Genomic DNA, 15,638 nt, shown 5'->3' with positions numbered 1-15,638 from the left:
CTCCAGCGCGCCTAAACCATCGTGCAATTGCGCTCTCCTTCATCAGGTCCGAACGCTACGGCCGGGCCCAGTCCGTAAAAGCGAAACATGATCAATCTAAGCGGCTATAACCTCACTGAGGCTCGTTTCGGCGCGGCGACGATCCGCCGGGCGGTTTCCGAGAGCGATCCCCCGATGTTCCTGCTCGATGAGGGCGGCCGCGATGCGGTCGAGAACCACGCGCTTGTGACGCGCTCCTACGAGATGGCGACGCTGGATGCCCATGGCTGGTCGGAGCGGCCGCTGGGCCTCACCCAGTTCGATGGACGTCGCTCGATCGTCTATGCCGATTTCCCCAATACCAGGCTGGACGCCCTTATCGGCCGTCCAATGGAACCGGGCTATTTCCTCAACCTCGCCAGCGCTATCGCCGAGGTGGTCGCACAGATGCACATGAGTGGCGTGGTGCACCGGTTGCTTCGTCCCTGGACCCTGGTGCGCCGTGCCGATCAAAGCTTCAGAATCATCGCCCTGGGTCGCGTGCAACGCAACCCGGCACAGGATCCCGGTGAGGGCTTCGACCTTTCCGGGGAAGATCTCGCCTTTGTCTCTCCCGAGCAGGTCCGCAGGCCATACGCATCGGACGCGCGCTCGGACCTCTACTCCCTCGGCGTGATCTTCTACGAGATGCTGACCGCCAGGAAGCCCTTCGAGGCGCGCGACGCCCTCGAATGGGCCCATGCGCACTCGGCAGTGACGGCACCGGCACCATCGGCGGTGAGTCCGCATGTTCCTATCGCGGTCTCCGACATCGTAATGCGCCTCCTGGCGAAGGACCCTGAAGACCGCTTCCAGTCCGCTGCAGACCTGCGGGATGCGCTCGCCCGGGCCACGGGAGCCCTCCCTCGCGTGCAATCGTCCTCGTCTCCGGAAGGCGCCGGATGGCGGCAGGTGGCATTGCGCGAGCGCGATTGGGCGCAAGCGCAGCTGCTGGAGCGATCCTCAGCGCTGATCGAGAACGGACAGTTCGCACTCGCGACGATCAGCGGGGCGCCAGGCGCCGGCAAGACCGTGCTCGTCCGCAGCGTGCGCGACGGGATCACTGCCGCCGGCGCCACATTCGGGGAAGGCAAGTTCTCGCAGCTGGGCAGCGAGCGGCCCTATGCTCCTCTCGCTACAGCTCTGGCCGAACCTCTTCGCGCGCTTGCGGACAAGCGCCAAAACGAGGCGCGGCCGGCTGAGCGCATCCGCGCAATGCTTGGGCCAGATCTAAGCGCGCTGGCGAATATCTTCCCGGAGCTCCGGGTAGTGGTGGGGGAGGTTCCCCAACCCGCCGAGCCCGGGGCTGCGCCCGAGCTCCGTCTGCACCGCTCCGTGCTGCGGCTGGTCGAGTATCTTGCAGACATTGGCCCGCTCGTCCTGTTCATCGACGATATCCAATGGGCAGGGCCGGCGTTCGTTCGGCTCTTTCGGACGTTGATCGCCTCAGGCGGGGTTCCGAACCTGCTCCTGATCCTCGCTTATCGCGACGAGGAAGCCACTGCTCGTCCCGATATCGTCGAATTGCTGGAGCAGGGCCGGACGATCTCGGCATTCGCTGGCCTCCCTCTCCCGCCCCTGAGTGCGGCCGGCGTGCAGGACGTGGCCCGGGAGCTGCTCGGCAGCATGGTCGCGTCGATCTCGGATCGGGTGCATTCCCAATCGGGCGGCAACCCGCTGCACGCCGTGCAGCTGCTCGCCGCCATCTCGGAAAAAGGTGGCGCGGGCGCGCTGCGCGTCTGGGAAGCCGGTCCTTCGGGCGATCTGGTCGCGTTGATCATCGGCAAGATCTCCGACCTTCCCGAGGACACCCGGCTTCTCCTTTGCCAGGCCGCCTGCCTCGGGCAGGCGATCGATGCCTCTTCCGCGCAGGTGCTCTGGCCTGCGGGAGCGCGTGCCGGGTTCGCGCCGGCAATCGAGGCAGGTTTGATCGGGTGGCGCGGCGGGAACCTCGAGTTCGCCCATGACAAGGTCCATGAGGCCGCGCTGCGCTTGATAGGCGAGCAGGATCGCCGCCGACTGCACAAGGAGATCGGGGAAGCGCTTCTGGCGGCCGTCGGTCCGGAAACGGTGGACGACCTGTTCCTGGCAGCGCTCAGCCAGGTCGCGCGCGGATACGAACATGTCGCGCCCATGGATCGCGAGGGCTTGGCCCGGCGCTTTGTCGAGGGCGCACGCCATGCCCAGGCATCGCTTGCCTTCCAGGTGGCAGTGGACTTGCTGGAGGCCGCGGAGGCGATGCTGGGCGACGATCGCTGGGCCGCCGATCCGCGGCTGTCGGTGGCGATCGCGACTGCGATGGCACGCGCGCTGATGCTCTCGGGAAGCGTGTCGCAGGCGTTCGAGCGCCTCGAGGATCTGCTCGGGCGCGACCTGTCGCTGGAGGAGCGACGTATCGCCATACACCTCAAAGTCTTCGGCCTGATCGCGACCGATCGCTATTCCGAAGCGATCGATGTCAGCCTGGGGCATCTTGCGACCGAGGGGGTGCGCTTCGCGCGCGCACCCGGCGACGCGGAAGTGGAGGCGGAGTATCGCCGGCTCCTGCGGGCGATCGACGCCCATCCGCTCGAGACGCTTGTGACGCGCGAGATCCTCTCCGACGAAGCCCTCCTGTTCCAGGCCAATCTTCTGTCGGAGCTGATACCCGCATCCCTTTCCAACGATCGCAACCTGTTCGCGATGATCATCCTGCGCATCAGCAACATCACGATCGAAAGCGGGAACAACCCGACTGGCACCTATGTGTTCACGACGATGAACATGGTGGTGGGCTTCCGGTTCGGCGACTTCGAGCTCGGCAATCGCTTTGGCAGGACAGCCATGGAGCTCATCAAGAGGCCGGAACTCGCCGGACTGAAGGCGAGAGCCATGCAGTGCTTCGGAGCGCTGGTGCTCCCCTGGAACGAGCATGTGCGCAACGGTATCCGCTATGTGGAGCAGGGCCTGAGCGCAGCGCTCGAAGCCGGGGACATGATATTCGCGGCCTATAGCCGGGACCATATGCAGACACTGCGTTATGTGAGCGCGGACCCGCTGCCGTCGGTGGAGCGCGAGGCGAAATCGGCGGTCGTCTTCGCCCACAATGCGGGGATCGCCCACGCGTCGACATTTCAGGTGCAGGTCGCGCGGGCCCGGGCGCTGCAGGGTGGCGCGAGCGTCTTCGGCACCCTCGACGACGGCGAGTTCAGCGAAGCAGAATACGAAGCAATGCTGCGGGCCTGGCCCGGGCTCGGCATGGCTACGTTCCGCTATCTCACCTTCAAGCTCGAGGCCCGGCTCCAGGCGGGGCGGCTCGAGGAGGCGCTTGCCTGCTCGCGCGAGGCGGAAGCACTGCAATGGACATGTGCGTCTTTCTTCGACTTGGCGGAATACCAGCTGTACTCGGGCCTGGCCGCAGCGGACGCCCTGGCGCTGGACCCGCGGAAAACGGCCGATCTCGCCTTGAGGCTGGAGACCGCGATCGACAATATGCGCCGGTGGAAAGTCTACGCACCCGAGAATTTCCACTGCAGGCGGCTCCTGCTCGAGGGCGCCCGCAGCTTCGCCGCCCGCGACTATGGTCCAGCCCAGGAATTTTTCGACCAGAGCATTCAGGCGGCTGCCGACAACGGCTTCGTCCAGATCGAGGCGATCGCCGCCGAACGCGCGGGGCGAGCAAAGCATGCCTCCGGTGCACGCGGTCCCGCCGATGCCTATTTTGCGCTGGCCTGCCGCCGCTATCGTGACTGGGGGGCGCTCGGCAAGGCGAGGGCGCTCGCGGAGGCCCATCCTTCGCTGGCGGTGTTCGAGGAACCGCGGCTCTCGCCTTCGCTGACGCTCGAGCAGCTCGACCTCGGAGCGCTGCTCGAGGCACTCCAGGCTATCACCGCGGAGGTCGATCCCACCAACCTGATGTCGACGCTGATGCGGCTGACCGTGGAGTCTGCCGGCGCGACCCGGGCTACGCTGTATCTCCTTCGCGAAGGAACGCTTGGCCGGGCCGCCTCCGCGGGACTTCGCGACGGCGAGGTTCGCGTGGTGCCCGGCGACCAGGAGAAGGCGACTGCGTTCGAAGCCCGCCTTACCGCACGCGTATTCACGAGCGGCGTACGTGAAATCGCCGGTGGCCAGGACGGCGGCGGGCCTGCCGTACGTGGGCAGCCGCGATCCGCCCTATGCCTGCCATTGAACCGCAAGGGCGCCCTTGTTGGACTTCTGTACCTGGAAAACGACGTCTCGAGTCGTGCCTTCTCGGAAGAACAGGCTGCCGTGCTCGAATTCATCGCGGCCCAGGCGGCGGCGTCGCTGGAGACGGCGCAACTTTATGAAGGCCTGCTCGCGGAAAATCAGGAGAGGCAAGTCGCGGAGGAGTCCTTGCGTCGTTCGCAAGCGTGGCTCTCTGCCGGGCAGGCGCTTTCCCAGACGGGCAGCTGGCGCTGGAATACGAACTCGGGGGAGGTCGAGTGGTCAGCGCAGCATTACGAGATATTCGGTCTCAAACCCCATTCCGTCGTTCCTACGGTCGACCTGCTGCTTCGCTGCATCCATCCGGATGACCTGGAAGGCACTCTTGCAGTAATGGCCCAGGCAGGCCGCGAGGCATCCACGTTCAGCCACGAATACCGTATCGTGCGCGGCGGCGGCGAGGTGAGGTACATCCACGGTATCGGGGCGCCGGACCCTGATGGGGAGCCGGGTGCCATTATCGGCGCGGTGATGGACGTGACCGAGCGCAAATTGGCCGAGGACGCCGCGCGGGAGGTTCAGCACGACCTCGCCCACGCGTCCCGGCTCGCCATGGTTGGGGAACTGGCAGCGTCGATCATCCACGAAATCAACCAGCCCCTCGCCGCGACCGTCGCCAGTGCCGAGGGCGCGCAACGCTGGCTGAGCCGGCCGCAACCGAATTTGAGCGAAGCCTCCTCGATGCTGGGCGACGTGATCTCCGAGGCGACCCGGGTCGCGGACATCGTTGCCGGCTTGCGCGCGCTGGCCCGCAAGGGCGAAACCCAGGTCACCGCAATCGACTTGCAGGGGGCGGTGGATGAAGTGCTCGTCGTCATGCGATCGGAATTCGAGAAGAACCAGATACAACTGGCGCGAACGCCGGGCAGCTTCCGACCCGTAGTCTACGGGCAGCGCGTCCAGCTTCAGCAGATCCTGATCAATCTGCTCCGCAACGCGATCGAGGCGATGCGGGACGCATTCTCGACCGAGCGGCGCATCCAGCTCGATCTCGCCGTTGAGGGAGATCAGGTGCGGGTGACGGTGAGCGATAGCGGTCCGGGTATCGAGCCGCTTCTCGCCAAGTCGCTCTTCGATCCGCTGGTCACGTCCAAACGGGACGGGATGGGAATGGGCCTGGCGATCTCGCGGTCGATCGCAGAAAGCCATGGCGGCAAGCTGGAGTTGCTCCCGTCGAGCGCGGGCGCCCGTTTCAGCTTCACCGTGCCCCTGACGCTGCCGCAGGACTGAGAGGGGACGCTGTCAGGCGGTCCGGTTCTCCACCGCCCGCTCGATGCAGGCGATCAGATCCTCGCCCTTGAACGGCTTGGAGAGAACGCACTGAACGCCTGCGGCCTTTGCTTCGGCCTCGACGGCCGGGCTCAGATATGCCGAGATCAGGATCATCGGAAATCGCTCCGGCTGGTCGGCCAGACGCCGGGCGAGCTCGATCCCGCTCATTCCACCGGGGACCTGGAGATCGCTCACAACGCAATGGCACGAGCCGGAGGCATCCGACCGGAGAAATTCCTCGCCCGAGGAGAATACCAATACCTCGCAGCCGAAGCTGCGCAGAAGTCCGGCAAGGGACTTACGCACTCCGGCATCATCGTCGATGATGCAAACTGACCGTCCTTCCTGCACCCGCGGAGCATCCTCATCTATTGTCGTTGAGATCCTGCAGTACGATGCCGATGGGGGCGGCGCCATGATACTCGAGGCTAACCGCTAGGCCCGGGTAATGATCCCCAACTCCTCCGCGATTCTCGCGAAGGCGATGATGGTGGAGGCGCCGAGCTTGCGCATGCCGTTGCTGCGATGGACCTTTACCGTAACCTCGCTGATGCCAAGGTGGAAGGCGATCTGTTTGTTCAGCTGGCCCGTCGCCACCAAGGCGAGGACTTCCTGCTCACGCTGGGACAATAGCCGCCACCGGTCGCGCAGCGCCTCCTTGCGGGCACTGTGCTCCCGCTCGGACCGGTCGCGAGTCAGCGCCGCCGATACTGCTGCGAGCATCTGCTCCGCGGCAAAGGGCTTGGGAAGGAAATCGACTGCGCCCGCCTTCATGCCCTGTACGGACATCGGAACATCGCCAAAGCCCGTCATCAGGATGACCGGCATCGATATTTCCTGTTCGCGCAGCCGGTTCTGGAAATCGAGGCCGCTCATTCCCGGCAGGCGAATGTCGAGGACCAAGCACCCGGGCTTGTCCAGCATGCCGGAGGCCAGGAACTCGTCCACGCTGCCGTGCTGCAGCGAGGTGTAGCCGCTCGAACGCAACAGGCCATCGAGGCTGCGGCGCAGCGCCGGATCGTCATCTATGATGTGGACGACCGCGCTCGCATCGATGGAATCGGCTACCTTCATCAGCATGGCGCCTTCATCCTGGCCCCGCGGGAATCAAGCCGTCAATTATCCCAAGGGTGAATTGCGATTTCGAAATGCTGCATGTGCTCACAGATTTTCCGGCTGGAAGCGCTCCGCATAATCCACCTCCTCCCCGGCAATCATGAATTTGCCTTGTCCGCGATAATGGAGCGTTCGTGGCGCGGTAATCGGATTCACCCACGCCCTGACGATCTCCCAGACGAAGAAGCTGTAGTCCTCCACGAGCCTGTCCTCGAACAATCTGCACTCGAAACTCGCATAGCATTCAGCGATCTGGGGTGCCTCGACCTGGCTGCTCGCGATAGCGGTCAATCCCGCCGTCTTGAGCTTGTCCGCTCCATCGGCATGCATGTTGCCAACGGTGATGACCTTCTCGACGATGTCGGCCGTAGGAATATTGATGACGCATTGTCGGGTCTGGCGGACCGCTTCGTGCGAGCGGTTTCCCTCCCAGAGATAGAAGCCGACAAGCGCCGGCGAGAACTGCATCATCGTGTGCCAGCCCATCGTCATGACGTTCGATCTGCCGGATTGGCTCGACGTCACCAGGATGACGGGGCCGGTCTCGAGATGCTCCCGCGACCGGATGACGGGAAAATTCTTCTTATCGTAGCGCATGGCTCTCATCTCCGGCGACGTCTCCGACCACCCGACTAGGCGCCCGCAGGAGCAGCGCAATTGTCCGTCAGGATACTGTCTGAATGGATACTGGAAACATCGCCTGCGCCACGCGAATTTGGCGGCGAAGCGACCGGCCGGTTTCGCCGCGCCAGCCTGACACAGGCTGGAAGCACCTTTTCACCGGCAAGTCGCATCGCCAGGGTTTTTGAACAGGAGATCGGGAAATGCGCGATCGCGTTTGGTTCATCACGGGAATCTCGCGTGGTCTGGGGAAGACCCTCGCCGCAAGAGTGCTCGACCAGGGAGACAGCGTCGTGGGCACCACGCGCTCCGGTCACGCCCCGGACGGCCTTCCGACCGAAAGGCTGGACGTGCTCGAACTCGACCTGCGCGACGGATTTGCGGTGGCATCGTGCGTCCGTCAGGCGCACGCGATCGCGGGCAAGTTGGATGTGGTCGTCAATAATGCGGGCTATGGCCTGCTCGGACCGGTGGAGGCCGCCGGGCCCGACGAGGTGCGTGAGGCCTTTGAGACCAATCTTTTCGGGGCTCTCGCGGTCATACAGGCGGCTCTGCCTTTTCTGCGCGGCCAGGGACATGGTCACATAATCAATATCTCGTCTGTTGCCGGGTTCGCGCCCACGGCTGGCGCGGGGATCTATGCGGCGACCAAGGCGGCCCTGGCGGCGTTGTCGTTCAGTCTCGCCGAGGAGGTCGCGCCCCTGGGAATAAGGGTGACCAACGTCTCGCCAGGATCGTTTCGGACCGGCTTCCTGGAGACAGGCTCTGTTCGGCAGGCGTCACGCACGATCGACGACTATGCGGATACCGCCGGTCGCGCGGTGCAGACGCTTCTCGCCAAGAGCAGGAATCAGGTCGGCGATCCCGAGCGGGCCGCCATGGCGATTGTCGCCATCGCCGATGCGGAGGCGCCGCCGGTCGATCTCCTGCTCGGAAGCGATGCATATGCGCGCGCTTCAGCCCGGCTCGACCGGCTTGGCGCGGAAATGGCCAGGTGGCGCGAGGTGGCCCTCTCGACTGATTTCGCAGGCCGCTCTGCGGCCTGACGCCAAACCTCAACACGGATGCGGAGCTGATCGTGGAAAATCTGGATGGAAAAGTCGTGCTCATCACTGGCGCAAGCAGCGGAATCGGCGAGGCCACCGCGCGGCTTCTGGCCAGCAGCGGCGCGCGCGTGATGCTGGGCGCCCGCAGGACCGATCGCCTGGAGCAGCTGGTCGAGGAGATCTCGGCGGGCGGAGGCGAGGCGCGCTTCCGGCGGCTGGACGTGACCTCGCGCGACGATATGGCGGCTTTCGCCGCGGAAGCACGATCCGCATTCGGGCGGGTGGACGTCATCGTGAACAACGCGGGCGTCATGCCGCTGTCCCCGATGGCGGCGCTGAAGGTCGACGAGTGGGATCGCATGGTCGACGTGAATATCAAGGGCGTGCTGTACGGTATCGCGGCGGTGCTTCCGATCATGCTGGATCAGGGCGAGGGGCAGGTCATCAACATGTCGTCGATCGGCGGGCACGCGGTCTCGCCGACGGCCGCCGTCTATTGCGCGACGAAGTTCGCCGTCCGGGCTATCTCCGACGGGATGCGGCAGGAGAATGACCGCATTCGCGTGACGGTGATCTCACCGGGAGTGGTCGAGTCGGAGCTGGCCGACAGCATTTCCGACGACAAGGGCCGCGAGGAGATGAAGACCTTTCGCGCGATCGCGCTTCAGCCCGAGGCAATCGCGAAGGCCGTCCGCTTCGCGATCACCCAGCCCGGCGATGTGGACACGAGCGAGATCGTCGTTCGTCCGACGGCGAGTCCGTTCTGATGGGCGCGGTGCGGGCTACCCGGCCCCGGAGAGGTGCGAAGCCATGAGCGAAGCGTTTGCGGGAATGTGGGTCACGGCCGACGGATATATTCGCCACGAGCTGCTGCGGAACGGCCGGTATGACGAGGCTCGCGGATCCCGGAAGAGCGCCTATCAGGGGCGATACGAGATCACCGGCACCCATATCGATTATTGGGATGATACCGGCTTCACCGCGGATGGCGAATTCCGCGATGGCGTGCTCTATCACGCCGGTATGGTCCTATACAAGGAGCCGCCGCCCTGACGTGCGACGCGCTTCCGCGTGCCGCGTCGACCGGTTCCGGCCCATTGCCGCGCGAACGACAGATTGTGCGCCAATATCTCAGGTGAAGAGCGCGGAGCCAGCCACCCTTGCCGCCAGATGATCGATGAACGCCCGTACGCGCGGCGGGGTCGGGCCACCCCCGACATAGATGGCATGGACCAGTTCGACATCGCCGGGGTTGAATGGCTCGAGCAGCGGCACGAGGCGGCCCTGCGCGAGCTCCTCGGCGACATGGAAATAACCGACCCGTGCGATTCCGGCGCCCTCGAGCGCCATCTGGCGCAAGGTCTCGCCATTGTTGACGAGTACCGACCCGGACACGGGTTGCGCGAAAACTTCGCCGTCGCGCCTCATCGGCCAGCCCGTCCCGGCCTTGCGGAAGTTGAAGGCGAGGCAGTCATGGCCGGCCAGATCGGCGGGCGTGGCGGGCGTGCCCCGGCGGGCGAGATAGTCGGGGGAAGCGCATATCACGCGCCGGCTCTGTCCGAGCTTGCGCGCAACCAGCGCGCTGTCGGACAAGGTCCCCATGCGAATGGCGAGGTCGGCTTGCTGCGCCATCAGATCCACCACATCGTCGGTAAAGCTGAGACTGACCGTCAGCTGCGGATGCTTCTCCAGGAAGGAAGGCACCGCGGGCGCCACCATCAACCGTCCGAAGGGGAGCGACGCGTACCGATGTCACCAGCGCTGGCGACGAGCGCCTGCAGGGCAACCCTGCCGCACGTCGACAGCTAAGCGGCGCCAATGACGATTTCGTGCCGGACCCAGATCCCGGGATGTGGGGCGCGTGATCCGGGCCCGAACCCATAGACGGCAGCTTTTGAGGCGAGCGTCCGAGATTGGGTGGGAAGCTGACATTCGTCGTAATCCGATATAGCGTCGCCGCATGAGCGACGATGACCCGTTTGCAAGCCAGATGCGCGTTCTTGATGCCCTATTGGACGAGTGCCGTCAGCATTCGCCTTTTGTCGAGAACGTGGTGCGGGATACGTCGAATAGGTCGAACCGCGATTGGCCATGGTGGAGCGTCGAAGTCGAGCTGACGGACGAAGATGGAGCCGACAAACGAAGGGTTAGCGCTACGGTCCGGCTGAACTCCACCCAGACGGGCGAACCCGGTTCGTATGTAGGAGAGTGGCGCGCGCGCATTTGGGAGGGAATGAGCGTCGACAGCTTCCGCGCTAAAGGCGGATGGCCGTTACCTTGGACACGGCCTTCTTCGCAAAATCTGCAAGAAGCGATGGCCACTCTGCTCGAAGCCGGGAAGATCGCAATCTCCGCAGCCCGCCACCATCGCCCCTGATGTCCGCAATTGGGGCGTGAGCTGCCATTGGGCGGCTTCGCACCGGAGAGGCCGCTATCCGATGGTCGTCGCCCGAGAGCGGACAGTCTACTGACTGGCCATCAGCGGGCGTTGATGTTCGAAGTCGTGCGTTCGGAGATCGCTCCGATTAGATCGCGTGATGCACCCTTGCTCGTTCAAAGTTCGCCGAACGGGTTCTCGTCCTCGGGGAACACGCGCCTCGCAATGAAGATGCCGCTGATCGGCACCTGCGGATAGCGTGCCGACAGCACGCGATGCATTGCCTTGAAATGGGTGCCGTTGGTCAGCACGTCATCGACGATCGCAATCGCGGTCGGCGCGGGGAGGGTCAGGTTCTCTGCGATCCTGTAATTCTGGACCAGATCGTCGATCCGCGGCCGCTGGCCCTGGCCGAGCTCGTGCGCGGCCGTGGTCGAGTTGACCTGCGGCACAATGGATCGGACATCGATGTTGCCACTGACCAGCCGGCAGATGCGCTCGACCCGGTCGTCATAATCGGGATGGCCGATTGCCTTGGACGGCGGCGCCGGCACCAGCGTCGCGGTGGCGAGCCAGTCGGGGTGGATCGCGCCGCGCAAATGGACCGCGCATTGTGCGATTGCCTGGCCCTTATAGTGATAGCCCGGCCGATTGCTCTCGCTCGGCTTCTTCTTGAGGTTGCTGATCAGGTTGTTCGTCGCGCTGAAGCTGTAGCCACGGTGCGAGGTATATTCGAAGAGGAAATAGCAGCTGTCATCGGCCGACAGGAACGAATGGTCCCCGACGTTCGTCTCATCGATTTCGGTTAGACGAACCGGCTCAGCCAAGCGCGCCCCAGATATCGTCGATCTCGCGAACCCGGATCGCGCCGAGCGCCGCATATTTTGCGGGCCAGGTGATGTCCGAGCGCTGGAAGCAGGAATCGAGGATGAAGAGCTTGCGGCCCTGGTGCAGCGCCGCGCGCGCCTGGGTCAGCGTGCCCGAGGTCTCGCCTGCTTCGACAATCACTGTCGCTTCGGTCAACGCGCTCATCGTGATATTGCGCTCCGGGAAGAATAGCCGGTTCTGCGGGACCTTCTGCGCGCGGTAGCGCAGAACGGGCACCTGCGAGATCAGCAGATGCTCAGCCGCGATGAATGCCTGCATTTCGGCATGGGGGCGTGGATAGACGGTGCCCAGCGGCGTGCCGATCACGGCGATCGTCCGGCCACCGCGCTCGATCGCGGCACGGTGCGCCGCGATGTCGATCCCTTCGGCCAGCCCCGACACGACGGCATAACCCCGGTCGACGAATGCGCGCGCGAGCCGCTGCGCGCGCCGAACCCCGTCGTCGCTCGCCTTTCGGCTCCCGACGATCGCGATCGAGGGCAGCTCGCTCAGCTCCCATTCGCCCTGATAGTAGAGGAGTTCGACCGGATGCCGCGCAGCCCGCAGCCTGGCCGGATAGTCGCCGGCGTGATTGATGCGCACCCCGAAGCGGTTGACGCCGGCTGCGTGCAGAATCGTCGTGACTTCCCGCGCCTTCTCCTCGGCAACGCCGGATGGGACGAAATCCGACGGTAGCGCTGTCGGATCGCTGGCAAAGCGTTCGGCGAGTGTCTTGAAGCTTGCGCCTTGCTCGAGCCAAAGCGCTTCGTAGGCGCCGAGTTCGCGGAATGGCGAGATTGGCGCGAGCGCAGGCCCGGAGCTCGCAGGCGCGAGCTTACCCATCATGTTCAACGCGCTGATCCCTGCGCCATAAAGTCTCCGTGCCCTTTTCCACGGCGGTATCGCGGTGGATGCAGCGATTTGACCAACGACGCAACACGTCATTTCGACCCTCCGATCGTCGGCCGATCGGCTCGGATCGGACCGGGATTATCAAGGCCGTTCACTAAATGTTCCGTTCGTACTTGGCAATGGCCGATGCATCGTGATTGGTGGCAGCTTTATGCTACTCGATGAGCAAATCTCGGCTGCATCCTTCTCCGAGCAACTCGCCACCTTCGCTCCAGGAGCCGTGGCAGATTGGACCGCGGCAGATCTGGCCGAACGCGTTGACGAGAGCTGGTTCGCGGGCCGCCTGCGTGCCGACGGCGGGATTGAGACCAATGCCGGGGGCTTATTATTCTAAATGAGTGGAGCCGGGGCGCCTCGGAAAGGTGCCCCGGAGATGGCGGCTCGGGCGCACGGTCGGCATCCTCTGACGCTATTGGCCAGGGCCGCGCTGCGTGGGCTCGTTCGGCTCGCGGAATTTGGGCCAGCGATTCTTAGCTGGATGGTCTCTTGGGCACGGGTGGGCTCTTCGGGGGCTCGCGAGACGGAACCTCGTTCTCGCGCTCGGCGTCCCGTTCGACATCGGGCGGCGGCTGGAGGCCTGCTCTCCGATACTGGCCGAGCTTCTGCAGTAGCAGGTAACTCATATGGGGCCCGAGCATCCGATAGCGTAGGGCGAGGTCCAAGCCCTCCGCACGGCGAGCGGGGCTCCGCATCAGATCGTCCACAAGCGGTCGAGCCCAGAAGATGCCCGGACCGAAGTTGGGAAACGCGTCATAGTCCAGCGTATAGGTTTGAGAGCTCCCGTCGCTCAGTGCCACCCGGACCCGGTTGCTGGCCGGGGCCGGGCCGACAAGCGACCATCTTCCGCCGGCTGCCGTCACTACCCGGTACGCGATCCGGCGCCCGGAGCCGTCCGTCACGGCAGTGACGGTGGGCCGAGGTTTGGCGCCGAGATCCCCGCTCAGGACATTGTCCGCGACGAAGAAGGTCGGATTGACCATCTGGCCGGCATCATCAATGTCGCTCCACGAAATCCATGCTTGCCGCGCAAGCGTGCCGCCGGTGACCGAGATGTCGCCGGCAAGTGGGAGATCGTCACCCTTCAGCCGGGCTTGCCACCCGCTCGGGCCGGACTTGAACTCGAGACGCCGCCCGCCGACCGCCACAGTTGGTAGAACCTGGTACTTGCTCGCCGAAACAAAGACCCCACAATTGCGCAGCGAACGGCTATTGGGCGTGAGCACAAGGCCCTGGACCGGATCCACGGGTGAGACGAAATGAAAGATGACTTTCGTGGGATCTTGCCTGCCGGGTGATTGCACTTGGGCGATCATGCTGTCGCTAGGCTCAGACGCAGCGACGGCGGCTGCGTTACCGCTGCCAACTTCCTGCGTGTAGATCGACCGGGCTCGAGCGCTCTCGAGCGGAATAGCCCTGTCCAGTACGCTTCTACGGAGCGCGGCGTCGAAACCGAAAAAGACACTCTGCCTGGGTGCTCGCAACGGCAGCTCGATCCGAGTTTCGCCGGTGCTTGGAGCGGATTGCGTGCGGATATGGACTGCGGCCGATCGCCCATTGATCGCGATCGAAACTTCGGCGCACACGGCTTTCCGACTGGATTGGCTCTCGGCGCTTACGGGGCGTGGCGCGTCCATGGATGCACCGAGAGGAAGGCCCAGGGCGATGGTGGGCAAGAGAAGGCTGTTGAAGAGCGGTTCATTCATCGCCAGTCGATTCCACGCCGGAGCCCCTGTCGGAGCGCATCGTCGAGAGGATAAGCAGGCACGGGATAACAAATGGATAGCGTGGATCGATATTTCAGAATGGCCTTGTCTGGGAGGGCGGCTGCCCGCTGCGCGGGCATCGCAGCTCTAGCGGCGCTGCGCGCCGCCCGAGCTCCAGCTGCGCTGGATCTCGGCCCTGCCGGGTGACGATCCGCTGCCGGGAGGGGAAGGGCGCGGAAGGAAGTGGGGTGGGCGTGGGGCAGGGCAGGGCGGCGATGGGTGGCTTGCGGTCGAGGTGGCGCTCCGCGGCTTCGCCGAGGCGCCGGCGTGGCAAAGCCGTCAGGGGCGGTTCAAGCCCTCTGTTGGGAAACCTGCCAGTCGGCAATGCGCCCCGATTGCCGCCGTTCCCGTGCCGGTCCCGGATTCCCATAAGCGGACCGTCCGCTTCGAACGCGACGGCTCGCGCTTGGATGTCCGCAACCGGGTGGGAAGCGGTCGTTCGCTAGCCAACGTCAAATTCAACTGTAGCTACGATCTGCCGAGCCTGACACAATTCAAATTTAGAAGGTTCCCCCCAACCCGTTCCTGAATAGGTAATCAGCGCTATGTCGCGCCCGTTCGAAACATACCATACAGCTGTAAGATCGTCGGTGCCTGCAACGACACAGCCCGCGCTGATTAATCGATCTGTGCGCTCCTCAAATTCTCCGGGGCGGAACGAGAGGCGGTTGCAAAAATCTACGACAAGATTGCGCAAATCCTGATTCGTAACATCTGGCTTGAGACCGGCGCGGTAGACTGCTGTCGTGAATTGAATGGCGCCGACGCCCGAAGGCCGAGCTAACGTCGGCGGCGAACCCTCTGGCAGATCGTCGGTGACGTCTGCCCATTGAGCGGGCAGGTCGAATTGCAACCCATGAAACTTGACCAGCATACTGCCCCTAGACCTCGGCTTAGCGCCAACGATAACGTTGAAGTTCAGCGTCCGCTATTGGAGCGTTAGCTGCCTGTCCGTTCTCAGTCAGATAATCTCGGCACCCGTCATTTACCGCCGGTGCGCACCGAAATGCGGCGAGAGACGGTCGCGGCGTAGCAACTGCGGTGCGGCGATGAACGGGAAACAAAGAAGAACGATGCCGACGTCGAGATCTGGACCGGCTTAAATTGGCTTGCTCCACGAACCGGCCCGGTGATGTCGGCGGCGGCATCCGCCCGCTGGATCGTCAGATGCTCGACAGGGTACGCGGCAAAAGGGCCCGCGCAGTCCCCTGCACGGGCCCTCACGGCCCCCCCGGAGGCCGGATGCCGGCACGGCAGCGAAGAGCGGGATTCTAGACCCCTCCGCGCGCCGCGCCGAAGCTCCCTTAGAAGCCGATCTTCACCCGCACCGACGCGCGGCCCTCACGGGTGTTCTCGCCGGCTGCACCTTCCAGCGCGACGCCCAGGCGGACATTCTTGCTGGCCCGGGCATCGATGCCA

At 64.5% G+C, this 15,638-nt stretch carries 14 protein-coding genes; 6 read left to right on the top strand and 8 right to left on the bottom strand.

Annotation, left to right across the window (positions count from 1 at the left end):
* Positions 1-87 precede the first annotated feature (87 nt).
* Positions 88-5,475 carry an AAA family ATPase gene (locus tag AAHM44_RS20680; protein WP_342251162.1) on the top strand — a complete coding sequence of 1,796 codons (5,388 nt, stop codon included), beginning with the start codon at positions 88-90 and terminating at the stop codon, positions 5,473-5,475.
* A 12-nt stretch (positions 5,476-5,487) separates the two neighbouring features.
* Here the strand turns inward: AAHM44_RS20680 and AAHM44_RS20675 are convergent, their stop codons facing one another.
* From AAHM44_RS20675 to AAHM44_RS20665, 3 genes are all read right to left on the bottom strand, one after another.
* On the bottom strand, positions 5,488-5,934 hold the full coding sequence (locus AAHM44_RS20675; protein WP_342251161.1) for a response regulator transcription factor: 447 nt from the start codon (positions 5,932-5,934) through the stop codon (positions 5,488-5,490).
* 18 nt (positions 5,935-5,952) lie between these two features.
* Positions 5,953-6,591 (bottom strand): response regulator transcription factor, encoded by a 639-nt coding sequence (locus tag AAHM44_RS20670; protein WP_342251160.1) that lies wholly within the window; start codon positions 6,589-6,591, stop codon positions 5,953-5,955.
* An 87-nt stretch (positions 6,592-6,678) separates the two neighbouring features.
* On the bottom strand, positions 6,679-7,230 hold the full coding sequence (locus tag AAHM44_RS20665) for a flavin reductase family protein (protein ID WP_342251159.1): 552 nt from the start codon (positions 7,228-7,230) through the stop codon (positions 6,679-6,681).
* A gap of 227 nt (positions 7,231-7,457) precedes the next feature.
* Here AAHM44_RS20665 and AAHM44_RS20660 point away from each other — a divergent pair, with 227 nt between their 5' ends.
* Genes AAHM44_RS20660 through AAHM44_RS20650 form a run of 3 tightly spaced genes read left to right on the top strand, consistent with a single transcriptional unit; the run spans position 7,458 to position 9,353 of the window.
* Positions 7,458-8,300 (top strand): SDR family NAD(P)-dependent oxidoreductase, encoded by an 843-nt coding sequence (locus AAHM44_RS20660; RefSeq protein ID WP_342251158.1) that lies wholly within the window; start codon positions 7,458-7,460, stop codon positions 8,298-8,300.
* Between the two features lie 32 nt (positions 8,301-8,332).
* Complete coding sequence (locus AAHM44_RS20655) at positions 8,333-9,067, top strand: SDR family oxidoreductase (RefSeq protein ID WP_342251157.1); 735 nt, start codon at positions 8,333-8,335, stop codon at positions 9,065-9,067.
* A gap of 43 nt (positions 9,068-9,110) precedes the next feature.
* Positions 9,111-9,353 (top strand): Atu4866 domain-containing protein, encoded by a 243-nt coding sequence (locus AAHM44_RS20650; protein ID WP_342251156.1) that lies wholly within the window; start codon positions 9,111-9,113, stop codon positions 9,351-9,353.
* 78 nt (positions 9,354-9,431) lie between these two features.
* On the opposite strand, the gene AAHM44_RS20645 is transcribed toward AAHM44_RS20650, so the two are convergent.
* Positions 9,432-10,019: a LysR substrate-binding domain-containing protein gene (locus AAHM44_RS20645; protein WP_342251155.1), complete on the bottom strand. Its 588-nt coding sequence runs from the start codon at positions 10,017-10,019 to the stop codon at positions 9,432-9,434.
* Positions 10,020-10,260: 241 nt separating this feature from the next.
* Between AAHM44_RS20645 and AAHM44_RS20640 the strand changes: the two genes are divergently transcribed.
* Positions 10,261-10,677 carry a hypothetical protein gene (locus AAHM44_RS20640; RefSeq protein WP_342251154.1) on the top strand — a complete coding sequence of 139 codons (417 nt, stop codon included), beginning with the start codon at positions 10,261-10,263 and terminating at the stop codon, positions 10,675-10,677.
* Between the two features lie 176 nt (positions 10,678-10,853).
* On the opposite strand, the gene AAHM44_RS20635 is transcribed toward AAHM44_RS20640, so the two are convergent.
* The gene (locus AAHM44_RS20635) at positions 10,854-11,504 is read right to left on the bottom strand and encodes a hypothetical protein (protein WP_342251153.1); all 651 of its coding nucleotides are present in this window, start codon (positions 11,502-11,504) and stop codon (positions 10,854-10,856) included.
* Positions 11,497-12,390 carry a DNA-processing protein DprA gene (locus tag AAHM44_RS20630; protein WP_342251176.1) on the bottom strand — a complete coding sequence of 298 codons (894 nt, stop codon included), beginning with the start codon at positions 12,388-12,390 and terminating at the stop codon, positions 11,497-11,499. The genes AAHM44_RS20635 and AAHM44_RS20630 overlap by 8 nt, the downstream gene beginning before the upstream one ends.
* Before the next feature lie 217 nt (positions 12,391-12,607).
* Between AAHM44_RS20630 and AAHM44_RS20625 the strand changes: the two genes are divergently transcribed.
* A complete protein-coding gene (locus tag AAHM44_RS20625) occupies positions 12,608-12,790 on the top strand; it encodes a hypothetical protein (RefSeq protein WP_342251152.1) in 183 nt (60 codons plus the stop codon).
* A gap of 136 nt (positions 12,791-12,926) precedes the next feature.
* On the opposite strand, the gene AAHM44_RS20620 is transcribed toward AAHM44_RS20625, so the two are convergent.
* Positions 12,927-14,159, bottom strand: coding sequence for a hypothetical protein (locus AAHM44_RS20620; protein ID WP_342251151.1), 1,233 nt, complete (start codon positions 14,157-14,159; stop codon positions 12,927-12,929).
* A gap of 502 nt (positions 14,160-14,661) precedes the next feature.
* A complete protein-coding gene (locus tag AAHM44_RS20615) occupies positions 14,662-15,093 on the bottom strand; it encodes a hypothetical protein (RefSeq protein ID WP_342251150.1) in 432 nt (143 codons plus the stop codon).
* Between the last annotated feature and the right edge of the window lie 545 nt (positions 15,094-15,638).

The organism is Sphingomonas sp. OTU376 (assembly GCF_038440415.1).
GTDB lineage: Bacteria > Pseudomonadota > Alphaproteobacteria > Sphingomonadales > Sphingomonadaceae > Sphingomonas > Sphingomonas kyeonggiensis_A.
The sequence above is the reverse complement of the archived record's forward strand: the minus strand, read 5'-3'. Positions and strand labels throughout refer to the sequence as shown.